Source organism: Pseudoxanthomonas sp. JC1303 (genome assembly GCF_058448525.1).
Genome location: NZ_CP185958.1, coordinates 2,830,908 through 2,843,578 on the forward strand (window position 1 = coordinate 2,830,908; position 12,671 = coordinate 2,843,578).

Sequence of the window (12,671 nt, forward strand, 5' to 3'; positions counted from 1 at the left end):
GCGCGGGATGCGCCCCGTGTCCCGGTCCCAGGATGGACCAGACGGCATGAGCAGGCGTCGGTTGACGACGAATTCTCAAGCCCGCTATACTCTCCTGTCTCGGCAGGCCGCTTCTACGGCCTGCCGTCGTTTTCACGCACAAGGCCCGGCGTCACGGCCTTCATTCAAAGAATCCAAAGATGGCAACGATCAACCAGCTGGTCCGCAAGCCGCGGCAGGCGACGACCTACAAGAGCGCCTCGCCGGCACTCGAGAACTGCCCGCAGCGCCGCGGCGTCTGCACGCGCGTCTACACCACCACGCCCAAGAAGCCGAACTCGGCGCTGCGCAAGGTGGCCAAGGTGCGCCTGACCAATCAGGAAGAAGTCATCAGCTACATCGGTGGCGAAGGGCACAACCTCCAGGAGCACTCCGTGGTGCTGATCCGCGGCGGTCGCGTCAAGGACCTGCCGGGTGTGCGTTACCACACCGTGCGTGGTTCGCTGGACGCCGCCGGCGTCGCCAAGCGCCGCCAGGCCCGTTCCAAGTACGGCGCCAAGCGCCCGAAGAGCTAAGGGAATAAGACATGTCTCGTAAAGGTTCCGCGCCGCAGCGCACCATCCTGCCCGACCCGAAGCACGGGTCGCAGACCATCGCCCGCTTCATCAACATGGTGATGCTGAGTGGCAAGAAGTCCGTGGCCGAGAAGATCGTCTACGGCGCGATGGACGTCATCGGCGAAAAGAATCCGAACCCGCTGGAGCTGGTCGAGAAGGCCCTGGAGAACATCTCTCCGGCCGTCGAGGTCAAGTCCCGCCGCGTCGGTGGTGCCACCTACCAGGTGCCGGTTGAAGTGCGCTCCTCGCGCCGCCTGGCCCTGGCCATGCGTTGGCTGATCGAGTCCGCCCGCAAGCGCGGCGAGAACTCCATGCCGCGCAAGCTGGCTGCCGAGCTGCTGGATGCCTCCGAGAACCGCGGCGGCGCCGTCAAGAAGCGTGAAGAAACCCATCGTATGGCCGAAGCCAACAAGGCCTTCGCGCACTATCGCTGGTAATCGCAATGCCGGGCCTTGAGATTCAAGGCCTGAGGCGCCATCTAGGCGCTACTTAGCGGTGGATTGCCGCCAAAGAAGCCGAAAGCCGCCGCAGGGCGGCGTTCGGTCTTTAGGAATCCGGTGATCCAGTGCCCCTGTCCGCGCGTTATTCGCGCGGCGTTCTTTCAACAAAAAAGAGAGACTGTCGTGGCTCGCACCACTCCCATCGAGCGTTACCGCAACTTCGGCATCATGGCCCACATCGACGCGGGCAAGACCACCACGTCGGAGCGCATCCTGTTCTACACCGGCGTCAGCCACAAGATCGGTGAAGTGCACGATGGCGCCGCCACGATGGACTGGATGGAGCAGGAGCAGGAGCGTGGCATCACGATCACCTCCGCTGCGACCACCGCGTTCTGGAGCGGTATGGACAAGTCCATGCCGCAGCACCGGTTCAACATCATCGACACCCCCGGCCACGTCGACTTCACCATCGAAGTCGAGCGTTCGCTGCGCGTGCTCGATGGTGCGGTGTTCGTGCTGTGCGCCGTGGGCGGCGTGCAGCCGCAGTCCGAGACCGTGTGGCGCCAGGCCAACAAGTACCGCGTCCCGCGCCTGGCCTTCGTCAACAAGATGGACCGCACCGGTGCCAACTTCAACAAGGTCGTCGACCAGTTGAAGGCGCGCCTGGGTGCCTATGCCGTCCCGATGCAGGTGCCGATCGGCGCCGAAGATGGCTTCGAGGGCGTCATCGACCTGGTCAAGATGAAGGCGATCCACTGGGATACCGCCTCACAGGGCACTGTGTTCGAATATCGCGACATCCCGGCCGATCTGCAGGCCAAGGCCGACGAAGCACGCAGCTTCATGATCGAAGCCGCCGCCGAAGCCAGCGAAGAGCTGATGGACAAGTACCTCAATGAGGGCGAGTTGTCCGAGGCCGAGGTGCTGGAAGGTTTGCGCCAGCGCACCCTGCGCGTGGAGATCGTGCCGGTGTACTGCGGCACGGCCTTCAAGAACAAGGGCGTGCAGGCCATGCTCGACGGCGTGATCCAGCTGCTGCCGTCGCCGGTCGACGTGCCGCCTGTGCAGGGCATCGACGAGGACGAGCAGGAAGCCAGCCGCAAGTCCGACGACAAGGAGCCCTTCTCGGCCCTGGCGTTCAAGATCATGACCGACCCGTTCGTGGGCTCGCTGACCTTCTTCCGCGTCTACTCCGGCGTGCTGAACTCCGGTGACCAGGTCTACAACCCGGTCAAGTCTAAGAAGGAGCGCGTGGGCCGCATCTTGCAGATGCACTCCAACAATCGTGAAGAGATCAAGGAAGTGCGCGCGGGCGACATCGCCGCGGCGGTGGGTCTGAAGGACGTCACCACGGGCGACACGCTGTGCGCGCAGGATCACATCATCACGCTGGAGCGCATGGTGTTCCCGGAACCCGTCATCTCCATGGCGGTGGAGCCGAAGACCAAGTCCGACCAGGAGAAGATGGGCCTGGCCCTGGGTCGCCTGGCGCAGGAAGACCCTTCGTTCCGTGTGCGGACCGACGAGGAATCCGGCCAGACCATCATCGCCGGCATGGGTGAGCTGCATCTGGAAATCCTCGTGGACCGCATGAAGCGCGAGTTCAACGTGGAAGCCAACGTGGGCAAGCCGCAGGTGGCCTACCGTGAGACGATCCGCAAGGGCGTCAAGCAGGAAGGTAAGTTCGTGCGTCAGTCCGGTGGTCGCGGCCAGTACGGTCACATCGTCATCGAGATGGAGCCGGCCGAGCGTGGCGCGGGCTTCAGCTACGAGAGCGCGATCGTCGGTGGCGTGGTGCCGAAGGAATACGTCGCCGCGGCGGGCAAGGGCATTGAAGAGGCGCTGAAGAATGGCGTCCTGGCCGGCTTCCCGGTGGTCGACGTGGCCATCAAGGCGGTCGATGGTTCGTTCCATGACGTCGACTCCAACGAAATGGCGTTCAAGGTCGCCGGCTCGATGGCCTTCAAGGAGGCCTTCGCCAAGGCTTCGCCGGTGCTGCTGGAGCCGATGATGAAGGTCGAGATCGTCACCCCCGAGGAATATCTGGGTGACGTGATGGGCGACGTGAGCCGTCGTCGCGGCATTCTGCAGGGCCAGGACGACAATCCGTCGGGCAAGCAGATCAACGCGATGGTGCCGCTGGGCGAGATGTTCGGCTACGCCACCACGCTGCGCTCGATGTCGCAGGGTCGCGCGACCTTCTCGATGGAGTTCGACCACTACGCCGAAGCGCCGGCCAACATCGCTGACGCGGTCACCAAGAAGTAATCGACCGCTTCGACAAGACCATCAATTCAGACAACATTCGAAGGACAACAACAATGGCAAAGGGTAAGTTCGAGCGCACCAAGCCGCACGTGAACGTGGGCACCATCGGTCACGTTGACCATGGCAAGACCACGCTGACCGCCGCACTGACCAAGGTGGGTGCCGAGCGTTTCGGTGGCGAGTTCAAAGACTATTCGTCGATCGACGCGGCGCCGGAAGAGAAGGCGCGCGGCATCACGATCTCCACCGCGCACGTGGAATACGAATCGGACAACCGCCACTACGCCCACGTGGATTGCCCGGGCCACGCCGACTACGTGAAGAACATGATCACCGGTGCCGCTCAGATGGACGGCGCGATCCTGGTGTGCTCGGCCGCTGACGGTCCGATGCCGCAGACCCGCGAGCACATCCTGCTGTCGCGTCAGGTCGGTGTGCCGTACATCGTCGTGTTCCTGAACAAGGCCGACATGGTGGACGACGCCGAGCTGCTCGAGCTGGTGGAAATGGAAGTGCGCGAACTGCTGAGCAAGTACGACTTCCCGGGCGATGACACCCCGATCATCCACGGTTCGGCCCGCCTGGCGCTGGAAGGCGACCAGAGCGAGATCGGCGTGCCGGCGATCCTGAAGCTGGTCGAGGCGCTGGACACCTTCATCCCGACGCCCGAGCGCGACGTGGATAAGACCTTCCTGATGCCGGTGGAAGACGTGTTCTCGATCTCTGGCCGCGGCACCGTGGTGACCGGTCGTATCGAGCGCGGTGTGATCAAGGTGGGCGAGGAAATCGAGATCGTCGGTATCCGCCCGACCCAGAAGACCACCGTGACCGGCGTGGAAATGTTCCGCAAGCTGCTGGACCAGGGCCAGGCAGGCGACAACGCCGGTCTGCTGCTGCGCGGCACCAAGCGTGACGACGTCGAGCGTGGCCAGGTGCTGGCCAAGCCGGGTTCGATCACCCCGCACACCGAGTTCGAGGCCGAGGTGTACGTGCTGTCCAAGGACGAGGGTGGTCGTCATACCCCGTTCTTCAAGGGCTACCGTCCGCAGTTCTATTTCCGCACCACCGACATCACCGGTGCGATCGAGCTGCCGGAAGGCACCGAGATGGTGATGCCGGGCGACAATGTGAAGATGAAGGTCACCCTGATCAACCCGGTGGCGATGGACGACGGCCTGCGCTTCGCGATCCGCGAAGGTGGTCGTACGGTCGGCGCCGGCGTGGTGGCCAAGGTCATCAAGTAAGATCCCCAGCGCCACCCCGGCGGGGTGGCGCGTCGGAGAGCAGTATCCGCTGGCCCCTCCCTGGGAGAAGTGGCCGGCTTACCGCGAAAAGAGGTGCAGGAAGCGCCTCGTGTTCGCCAGACAGGAAGTTGATGCGTGAAGCACTGGCGCGAAAGTCCGCTTTCGTGCCAGCGTGCGTCCGGGTGGTTGACGGCGCGTTTCGCGCGTTCTATACTTTTCAGTCTGGGCAGGCCGTTCATCGGTCTGCCTTGTTTGTCAGGAAGATTCCCGGGCCTTCTCGGCCCCGGCGCGCCATCTGGCTCAGGTGGCACCAGGCGCAGGGACTTCGAAAAGCTCGTGGACCATTACCGGGGCAAGGCATCCCAGAGGCCGCGCCCGTCGCTCTTTCAACACAGGAAACCGTCATGGCGGACCAGAAGATCCGTATCAGGCTCAAGGCCTACGATCATCGCCTGATCGACCGCTCGGCAAGCGAGATCGTCGAAACGGCCAAGCGGACCGGCGCGCAAGTGCGCGGCCCGATCCCGCTTCCCACCAAGATTGAACGCTACACCATCTTGGTCTCCCCGCACGCCGACAAGGACGCGCGTGACCAGTACGAGACCCGCACGCACAAGCGCGTGCTGGATATCGTCGATCCCAACGACAAGACCGTCGACGCGCTGATGAAGCTCGAGCTGGCGGCTGGCGTTGACGTCCAGATCAAGCTGACCTAAAGGCACCGACCATGACTGCGAAGAAATTTTCGTTGGGCATCGTTGGCCGCAAGGCCGGCATGACCCGGGTATTCACCGAGGACGGCAAGTCCATTCCGGTGACCCTGATCGAAGCCACCCCGAACCGCATCACCCAGATCAAGACCGCTGAAACCGACGGCTACAGTGCCGTGCAGGTGGCCGTGGGGACGCGTCGCGCCTCGCTGGTGACCAAGCCGGTCGCCGGACACCTGGCCAAGGCCAAGGTCGAAGCCGGTCGTGGCCTGTGGGAGCTGCGCGTGGAAGCCGACAAGATCGGTGACTTCAGCGTTGGCGGCGAGATCAAGGCCGACATCTTTGAAGTGGGTCAGAAGGTCGACGTCCAGGGCGTGACCAAGGGCAAGGGCTTCCAGGGCACGATCAAGCGCTGGAACTTCCGCATGGGCGACGCCACCCACGGTAACTCGCTGTCGCATCGCGCGCCGGGTTCGCTGGGTCAGCGCCAGACCCCTGGTCGCGTGTTCCCGGGCAAGAAGATGTCTGGCCACATGGGCGCCGTGCAGCAGAGCACGCAGAACCTGGAAGTCGTCCGCGTGGACGCCGAGCGTGGCCTCATCGCCATCCGCGGTGCCGTGCCGGGCGCGCCGGGTGGTGACGTGATCGTGCGTCCGGCGAGCAAGGCATAAGGAGAACCAACATGGAACTCGCCATTAACGGCAGCGCCAACAAACTGTCGGTCTCCGACGAAGTGTTCGGCCGCGAATTCAGTCAGGACCTGGTCCACCAGGTCGTCGTCGCCTACCGCAACGCCGGTCGCGCGGGCACCAAGGCCCAGAAGACCCGTTCGGAAGTCAACGGCACCACCAAGAAGTCCAAGAAGCAGAAGGGTGGCGGCGCGCGTCATGGCGCCCTCACGGCTCCGATCTTCGTGGGCGGCGGCGTGACCTTTGCGGCCAAGCCGCGCAGCTTCGATCAGAAGGTCAACCGCAAGATGTACCGCGCCGCGATGAAGGCCATCCTCAGCGAGCTGGCTCGCCAGGATCGCCTGACCGTCGTCGACGCGTTTGATGTCGAGGCGTCCAACACCAAGGGCCTGATTTCCAAGCTCAAGGATCTGAACGTCGGCAAGCGTCCGCTGATCGTGACCGAGGATGCCTCCGAGCACCTGTACCTGTCGGCCCGCAACCTGCCTTACGTCGAAGTGCGTGACGTGCAGGGCCTGGATCCGGCTTCGCTGGTCGGTGCCGACACCGTCGTGATCACTGCCGATGCGGTGAAGAAGATCGAGGAGTGGCTGGCATGATCAGCAACGAAAAAATCTTCAGCGTGCTGCGCGCCCCGCGCGTGTCCGAAAAGACTGCACGTCTGCAGGAAGTTTCCAATCAGTATGTCTTCGAAGTCTCGAACGACTCCACCAAGGCCGACATCAAGGCCGCGGTCGAGCAGCTGTTCGACGTCAAGGTCGAGGCCGTCAACGTGGTGAACGTCAAGGGCAAGAACAAGTCCTTCCGTAACCGCGGTGGCCGTCGCGGCGACTGGCGCAAGGCGTACGTGCGTCTGGCCGATGGCCAGGCCATCGACGTGTCGGCCACGGCCTGAGGTAGACCCACATGCCATTGATGAAATTCAAACCCACTTCTCCCGGCCGTCGTTCGGCTGTGCGTGTAGTGACGCCCGACCTGCACAAGGGTGCTCCGCACGCTCCGCTCCTGGAGAAGCAGAGTAAGTCCGGCGGTCGCAACCACCACGGCCGGATCACCACCCGCCACGTCGGCGGTGGCCACAAGCAGCACTACCGCATCATCGACTTCAAGCGCGACAAGGTCGGCATTCCGGCCCGCGTCGAGCGGATCGAGTACGACCCGAACCGCACCGCGCACATCGCGCTGCTGTGCTATGTCGACGGTGAGCGCCGCTACATCATCGCGCCCAAGGGCCTGAAGGCCGGCGACCAGGTGATCGCGGGCCGTGACGCCCCGATCCGCACCGGCAACACCCTGCCGCTGCTGAACATCCCGGTCGGCACCACGGTGCATTGCATCGAGCTGAAGGTGGGCAAGGGCGCGCAGATCGCCCGTGCCGCCGGCGCCTCGGTCCAGCTGGTCGCGCGCGAGCAGGGCTTTGCCACGCTGCGCCTGCGTTCTGGCGAAATGCGCAAGGTTCCGGCCGAGTGCTGCGCCACGATCGGCGAAGTCGGCAACGACGAGCACAGCCTTGAGAAGCTCGGCAAGGCCGGTGCCAAGCGCTGGCGTGGCGTTCGCCCGACCGTGCGCGGCGCGGCCATGAACCCGGTCGACCATCCGCACGGCGGTGGTGAGGCCAAGGCTGGCCAGGGCAACCCGCATCCGGTCACCCCCTGGGGTGTGCCGACCAAGGGTTACAAGACGCGCCATAACAAGCGCACGCAGCAATTCATCGTCCGCGATCGTAGGGGCTAATCGACCATGGCACGTTCACTCAAGAAAGGCCCGTTCGTCGATCACCACCTCGTCAAGAAGGTGGAGGCTGCGGCCGGTAGCAAGCGTCCGATCAAGACCTGGTCGCGTCGCTCCATGATCCTGCCGGAAATGGTGGGTTTCACCATCGCCGTGCATAACGGCAAGAACCACGTTCCGGTGCTGGTCAACGAGAACATGGTCGGCCACAAGCTCGGCGAGTTTGCCGTCACCCGGACCTTCAAGGGTCATGGCGGCGACAAGAAAGCCGGCGGCAAGCGCTAAGGAGAGATGACAATGGAAGCGAAAGCCATCCTGCGCACCGCGCGCATCTCCCCGCAGAAGGCCCGCCTGGTCGCTGACCAGGTGCGTGGTCTGTCGGCCGAGCGCGCCGTCAACCTGCTGAAGTTCTCGGACAAGAAGGCCGCCCACCTGATCAAGAAGGTGGTGGAGTCGGCAATCGCCAACGCCGAGAACAACCAGGGCGCCGACGTCGACGAGCTGAAGGTCCAGACCATCATGGTCGACGAGGGCCCGACGCTGAAGCGTTTCATGGCCCGCGCCAAGGGCCGGGGCACGCGCATCCTCAAGCGCACCAGCCACATCACCGTGGTGGTGGGCGAAGGCAAGGGCAAATAAGACTATGGGCCATAAAGTACATCCGACCGGTATCCGCCTGGGCATCTCCAAGGACTGGAACTCCAAGTGGTACGCCAACAAGGGCGACTACGCCAGCTATCTGGCCGCTGACCTGAAGGTTCGCGAGATGCTTCGCAAGAAGCTCGCCCAGGCCGGCATCAGCAAGATCATGATCGAGCGTCCGGCCAAGACCGCGCGCGTGACGATCCACACCGCCCGTCCGGGCGTGGTGATCGGCAAGCGCGGTGAGGACATCGAGAAGCTGCGCAAGGAAGTGAGCCAGATGATGGGCGTTCCGGCGCACATCAACGTCACCGAAGTGCGCAAGCCCGAGCTGGACGCCCAGCTGGTGGCCGAGTCCATCGCCCAGCAGCTCGAGCGCCGCATCATGTTCCGTCGTGCGATGAAGCGCGCCGTCGGCAACGCGATTCGCCTGGGTGCCCTGGGCATCAAGGTCAACGTCGCCGGCCGTCTGAACGGCGCCGAGATCGCCCGTTCCGAGTGGTACCGCGAAGGCCGTGTGCCGCTGCACACCCTGCGCGCCGACATCGACTACGGCTTTGCCGAAGCGAAGACCACCTACGGCATCATCGGCATCAAGGTGTGGGTCTACAAGGGCGAAGTGTTCGACTTCAGCCAGGTGGGTCAGGAGAAGCAGGACGATTCGCGCCCCGAGCGCGGTGACCGTCCTTCGCGCCCGTCCCGCGATCGTGACGCGAGGTAACCGGCAATGTTGCAACCCAAGCGAACCAAGTACCGCAAGATGCACAAGGGCCGCAATGACGGCCTGAGCTGGAGCGGAAACCTCGTCTCATTCGGCGAGTACGGCCTGAAGGCCACCGCGCACGGTCAGCTGACCGCGCGCCAGATCGAGGCCGCGCGCCGTTCCATCAGCCGCTACGTCAAGCGCGGCGGCAAGATGTGGATCCGCGTGTTCCCCGACAAGCCCATCACCAAGAAGCCGATCGAGGTCCGCATGGGCTCCGGTAAGGGCAACGTGGAGTATTGGGTGGCCCAGATCCAGCCGGGCCGCATGATCTATGAAATCGAGGGCGTCGACGAAGCAACCGCGCGCGAGGCGTTCCGCCTGGCCGCCGCCAAGCTCTCGGTCACCACCACCTTTGTGACCCGGACGGTGCGCTAATGGCTATCAACGAACTCCGCGAGAAGTCGGCCGACGAGCTGAATGCCCATCTGGGTGAGCTGCGCAAGGAGCAATTCTCCCTGCGTATGCAGAAGGCCACCGGCCAGCTGCCGAAGACCCACGAAACCCGCCGGGTCCGTCGCGAGATCGCTCGCGTCAAGACCCTGCTCGGCAGCAAGAAGTAAGGACCGCCGACATGAGTGACAACGAACAGAAGACGCAGCGCACGATCGAAGGTCGTGTCGTGAGCAACAAGATGGACAAGACGGTCACCATTCTGGTGGAGCGTCAGGTCAAGCACGCCCTGTACGGCAAGTACATCAAGCGCTCGACCAAGCTGCACGCCCATGACGCGGACAACGCCTGCAACGAAGGCGACCTGGTCCGCGTGGTTGAGGTGGCGCCGATGTCCAAGACCAAGAACTGGAGCGTGGTCGAGATCGTCGCCCGCGCGGCCGAATAAGAGGAGTCTGAATCATGATCCAGATGCAGAGCTATCTCGATGCGGCCGACAACTCCGGTGCCAAGGAGCTGATGTGCATCAAGGTGCTGGGTGGTTCCAAGCGCCGTTATGCCGGCATCGGCGACATCATCAAGGTCACCGTCAAGGACGCGATCCCGCGCGGCAAGGTCAAGAAGGGCGAGGTCTATGACGCCGTGGTCGTGCGTACCCGCAAGGGTGTGCGTCGTGCCGACGGCTCGCTGATTCGCTTCGACGGCAACGCCGCCGTCCTGCTGAACAACAAGCAGGAGCCGATCGGCACCCGTATCTTCGGACCGGTGACCCGCGAACTGCGCTCCGAGAAGTTCATGAAGATCGTCTCGCTCGCACCCGAAGTGCTGTGAGCGGAGGAAATCACAATGGCTAACCGTATCAAGAAGGGCGACCAGGTGGTCGTCATCGCCGGCAAGGACAAGGGCAAGCAGGGCGATGTGCTGCGTGTGGATGGCGACCGTGTGGTCGTGTCCAACGTGAACATCGTCAAGCGCCACACCAAGCCGAACCCGCAGGCGGGTGTCGCCGGCGGCGTCGTCGAGCGCGAAGCCTCGATCCATATCTCCAACGTTGCCCTGTTCAATGCCGATTCTGGCAAGGGCGAGCGCGTTGGTTTCAAGGTGCTGGAGGATGGACGCAAACTGCGTGTGTTCCGCTCCAGCGGTGAGGCGCTTGACGCCTGAGGAATGAGGTCATGACCACTCGTCTCGAAAAAATCTATAAGGAAGAGGTCGTTCCGAACTTGACCAAGAAGTTCGGTTACGCCAATCCGATGGAAGTCCCGAAGATCACCAAGATCACCATCAACATGGGTGTGGGTGAAGCGGCGACCAACAAGAAGATCCTGGAAAACGCCGTCGCCGATCTGGCCAAGATCTCCGGCCAGAAGCCGATCACCACCAAGTCGCGCGTGTCGGTGGCGTCCTTCAAGATCCGTGACGGCTGGCCGATCGGCTGCAAGGTCACCCTGCGCCGCGCGCACATGTATGAGTTCCTGGACCGCCTGGTGAGCATCGCGCTGCCGCGCGTGCGCGACTTCCGTGGCGTGTCCGGTCGTTCCTTCGACGGCCGTGGCAACTTCAACATGGGCGTCAAGGAGCAGATCATCTTCCCGGAAATCGACTTCGACCAGGTTGACGCCGTGCGTGGTATGGACATTGCCATCACCACCACCGCCAAGACCGACGCCGAGGCCCGGGCGCTGCTCGAAGCCTTCAAGTTCCCGTTCCGCAACTAAGTCGAGGAAAACCACATGGCAAAGACCTCCATGGTCAACCGCGACCTGAAGCGGGCGAAGCTGGCCAAGAAGTACGCGGCCAAGCGCGATGAGCTGAAGAAGATCATCTCCAGTCAGGATGCGTCCTACGAAGAGAAGATCGAGGCTTCCACCAAGCTGCAGAAGCTGCCGCGCGACTCCTCGCCGAGCCGTTTCCGCACCCGCTGCGAGCTGTCTGGCCGCCCGCGCGCCGTGTACAGCAAGTTCGGCCTGGCCCGCAACAAGCTGCGCGAAGCCACCATGCGCGGCGACGTGCCCGGCCTGCGCAAGGCCAGCTGGTAACACGCACGGCAGTTATGGTGTAGAATCCGCGCCCCGGATTCTTCACCTTCCGATAGCCTGGCCTCCGTCGCGTGGCCGGGCTTCGATGCGGAAGTCAATCCCGCAACGGCAGGGCCCCGAGCCCGGCCTCCACAACCCAAGATCTTCGCGAAAGCGGATATCGGTGCACTCATAGGAATCGCACATGAGCATGACTGATCCCATCGCCGACATGTTCGTCCGCATTCGTAATGCGGCGGCCGTCGGCAAGCAGACGGTGAAGATGCCGTCCTCCAACATCAAGGTCGCCATCGCCGGTGTCCTCAAGTCCGAGGGCTACATCACCGACTCGCGCGTCACCAAGACCGAGAACAACAAGGCTGAGCTCGAGATCGTCCTCAAGTACTTCGAGGGCAAGCCGGTTATCGACACGCTCAAGCGTGTGTCCCGTTCGGGCCTGCGCCAGTATCGCGGCAAGGACGAACTGCCCAAGGTGCTCAATGGCCTGGGCGTTGCCATCATTTCCACGTCCAAAGGCATCATGACCGATGCGCAGGCGCGCCAACAGGGCGTCGGCGGTGAAGTCCTGTGCTTCGTGGCCTAAGGGAAGGAGACTGACATGTCCCGCGTCGCCAAGAAGCCAATCACCCTGCCGAAGGGTACCGAAGTCAATACCGCCAACGGCACGATCACCGCCAAGGGCCCGAAGGGCTCGCTGACGCTCGCTCAGCCCCAGGGCGTGAGCCTGTCCAACGAGAATGGCGTGATCAGCCTGTCGCCGGCGACCGCCGAGCACGAAGCCATCACCGGCACCATCCGCGCGATCCTGGCCAACATGGTCAAGGGCGTGTCGGAAGGGTTCGAGCGCAAGCTCGAGCTGGTCGGCGTGGGTTATCGCGCCGCCATGCAGGGCGCTGACCTGAACCTGTCGCTGGGGTTCTCGCACCCGGTGCTGTTCAAGGCGCCCGAGGGCATCACCCTGGCGACCCCGACCCAGACCGAAATCCTGGTGCAGGGCGCAGACAAGCAGCGCGTCGGTGAGGTTGCCGCCAAGATCCGCGGTTTCCGTCCGCCGGAACCCTACAAGGGCAAGGGCGTGAAGTACTCCGACGAAACCATCATTCGCAAGGAAGCCAAGAAGGCCTAAGGCGCTTCTCCTTCCCGAGGATCAAGA

Annotated in this window: 21 protein-coding genes; all 21 read left to right on the plus strand. The window is 63.5% G+C overall.

What is annotated here, in order from left to right:
• The first annotated feature begins 179 nt into the window (after positions 1-179).
• The 21 genes from rpsL to rplF all read left to right on the plus strand — a co-directional run bounded on the left by rpsL (position 180) and on the right by rplF (position 12,644).
• Positions 180-554 carry a 30S ribosomal protein S12 gene (gene rpsL / locus ACORQU_RS12650; RefSeq protein WP_271644801.1) on the plus strand — a complete coding sequence of 125 codons (375 nt, stop codon included), beginning with the start codon at positions 180-182 and terminating at the stop codon, positions 552-554.
• An 11-nt stretch (positions 555-565) separates the two neighbouring features.
• A complete protein-coding gene (gene rpsG, locus ACORQU_RS12655; RefSeq protein WP_271644803.1) occupies positions 566-1,033 on the plus strand; it encodes a 30S ribosomal protein S7 in 468 nt (155 codons plus the stop codon).
• 186 nt (positions 1,034-1,219) lie between these two features.
• Complete coding sequence (fusA, locus tag ACORQU_RS12660; RefSeq protein ID WP_491641498.1) at positions 1,220-3,307, plus strand: elongation factor G; 2,088 nt, start codon at positions 1,220-1,222, stop codon at positions 3,305-3,307.
• A 53-nt stretch (positions 3,308-3,360) separates the two neighbouring features.
• Positions 3,361-4,551, plus strand: a complete 1,191-nt coding sequence (gene tuf / locus ACORQU_RS12665) for an elongation factor Tu (protein WP_271644792.1) — start codon at positions 3,361-3,363, stop codon at positions 4,549-4,551.
• Between the two features lie 404 nt (positions 4,552-4,955).
• Complete coding sequence (gene rpsJ / locus ACORQU_RS12670; RefSeq protein ID WP_014161383.1) at positions 4,956-5,267, plus strand: 30S ribosomal protein S10; 312 nt, start codon at positions 4,956-4,958, stop codon at positions 5,265-5,267.
• 11 nt (positions 5,268-5,278) lie between these two features.
• Positions 5,279-5,932 carry a 50S ribosomal protein L3 gene (gene rplC, locus ACORQU_RS12675; RefSeq protein WP_271644813.1) on the plus strand — a complete coding sequence of 218 codons (654 nt, stop codon included), beginning with the start codon at positions 5,279-5,281 and terminating at the stop codon, positions 5,930-5,932.
• Between the two features lie 11 nt (positions 5,933-5,943).
• Positions 5,944-6,549 carry a 50S ribosomal protein L4 gene (gene rplD / locus ACORQU_RS12680; RefSeq protein WP_271644814.1) on the plus strand — a complete coding sequence of 202 codons (606 nt, stop codon included), beginning with the start codon at positions 5,944-5,946 and terminating at the stop codon, positions 6,547-6,549.
• Positions 6,546-6,845 (plus strand): 50S ribosomal protein L23, encoded by a 300-nt coding sequence (gene rplW, locus ACORQU_RS12685; RefSeq protein ID WP_271644815.1) that lies wholly within the window; start codon positions 6,546-6,548, stop codon positions 6,843-6,845. Before rplD ends, rplW begins: the two co-directional genes overlap by 4 nt.
• Positions 6,846-6,856: 11 nt before the next feature.
• A complete protein-coding gene (gene rplB / locus ACORQU_RS12690; RefSeq protein ID WP_271644816.1) occupies positions 6,857-7,684 on the plus strand; it encodes a 50S ribosomal protein L2 in 828 nt (275 codons plus the stop codon).
• Between the two features lie 6 nt (positions 7,685-7,690).
• Positions 7,691-7,966 (plus strand): 30S ribosomal protein S19, encoded by a 276-nt coding sequence (rpsS, locus tag ACORQU_RS12695; protein ID WP_271644817.1) that lies wholly within the window; start codon positions 7,691-7,693, stop codon positions 7,964-7,966.
• Positions 7,967-7,978: 12 nt separating this feature from the next.
• Positions 7,979-8,320 (plus strand): 50S ribosomal protein L22, encoded by a 342-nt coding sequence (gene rplV / locus ACORQU_RS12700; RefSeq protein WP_130515975.1) that lies wholly within the window; start codon positions 7,979-7,981, stop codon positions 8,318-8,320.
• A 4-nt stretch (positions 8,321-8,324) separates the two neighbouring features.
• Positions 8,325-9,044 carry a 30S ribosomal protein S3 gene (rpsC, locus tag ACORQU_RS12705; RefSeq protein ID WP_271644818.1) on the plus strand — a complete coding sequence of 240 codons (720 nt, stop codon included), beginning with the start codon at positions 8,325-8,327 and terminating at the stop codon, positions 9,042-9,044.
• A gap of 6 nt (positions 9,045-9,050) precedes the next feature.
• Entirely contained in the window at positions 9,051-9,464 is a 414-nt protein-coding gene (rplP, locus tag ACORQU_RS12710) for a 50S ribosomal protein L16 (protein ID WP_271644819.1), read from the plus strand.
• On the plus strand, positions 9,464-9,649 hold the full coding sequence (gene rpmC / locus ACORQU_RS12715) for a 50S ribosomal protein L29 (RefSeq protein WP_271644820.1): 186 nt from the start codon (positions 9,464-9,466) through the stop codon (positions 9,647-9,649). Before rplP ends, rpmC begins: the two co-directional genes overlap by 1 nt.
• Positions 9,650-9,660: 11 nt before the next feature.
• Positions 9,661-9,927: a 30S ribosomal protein S17 gene (gene rpsQ, locus ACORQU_RS12720; protein WP_271644821.1), complete on the plus strand. Its 267-nt coding sequence runs from the start codon at positions 9,661-9,663 to the stop codon at positions 9,925-9,927.
• Between the two features lie 14 nt (positions 9,928-9,941).
• On the plus strand, positions 9,942-10,310 hold the full coding sequence (rplN, locus tag ACORQU_RS12725) for a 50S ribosomal protein L14 (RefSeq protein ID WP_014161372.1): 369 nt from the start codon (positions 9,942-9,944) through the stop codon (positions 10,308-10,310).
• A gap of 15 nt (positions 10,311-10,325) precedes the next feature.
• Positions 10,326-10,643, plus strand: a complete 318-nt coding sequence (rplX, locus tag ACORQU_RS12730) for a 50S ribosomal protein L24 (protein ID WP_491641499.1) — start codon at positions 10,326-10,328, stop codon at positions 10,641-10,643.
• An 11-nt stretch (positions 10,644-10,654) separates the two neighbouring features.
• Positions 10,655-11,197: a 50S ribosomal protein L5 gene (rplE, locus tag ACORQU_RS12735; RefSeq protein WP_271644826.1), complete on the plus strand. Its 543-nt coding sequence runs from the start codon at positions 10,655-10,657 to the stop codon at positions 11,195-11,197.
• A gap of 15 nt (positions 11,198-11,212) precedes the next feature.
• Positions 11,213-11,518 (plus strand): 30S ribosomal protein S14, encoded by a 306-nt coding sequence (rpsN, locus tag ACORQU_RS12740; protein ID WP_271644828.1) that lies wholly within the window; start codon positions 11,213-11,215, stop codon positions 11,516-11,518.
• 184 nt (positions 11,519-11,702) lie between these two features.
• Entirely contained in the window at positions 11,703-12,101 is a 399-nt protein-coding gene (rpsH, locus tag ACORQU_RS12745) for a 30S ribosomal protein S8 (protein WP_271644829.1), read from the plus strand.
• Between the two features lie 15 nt (positions 12,102-12,116).
• Positions 12,117-12,644: a 50S ribosomal protein L6 gene (rplF, locus tag ACORQU_RS12750; RefSeq protein WP_271644830.1), complete on the plus strand. Its 528-nt coding sequence runs from the start codon at positions 12,117-12,119 to the stop codon at positions 12,642-12,644.
• Positions 12,645-12,671 lie beyond the last annotated feature (27 nt).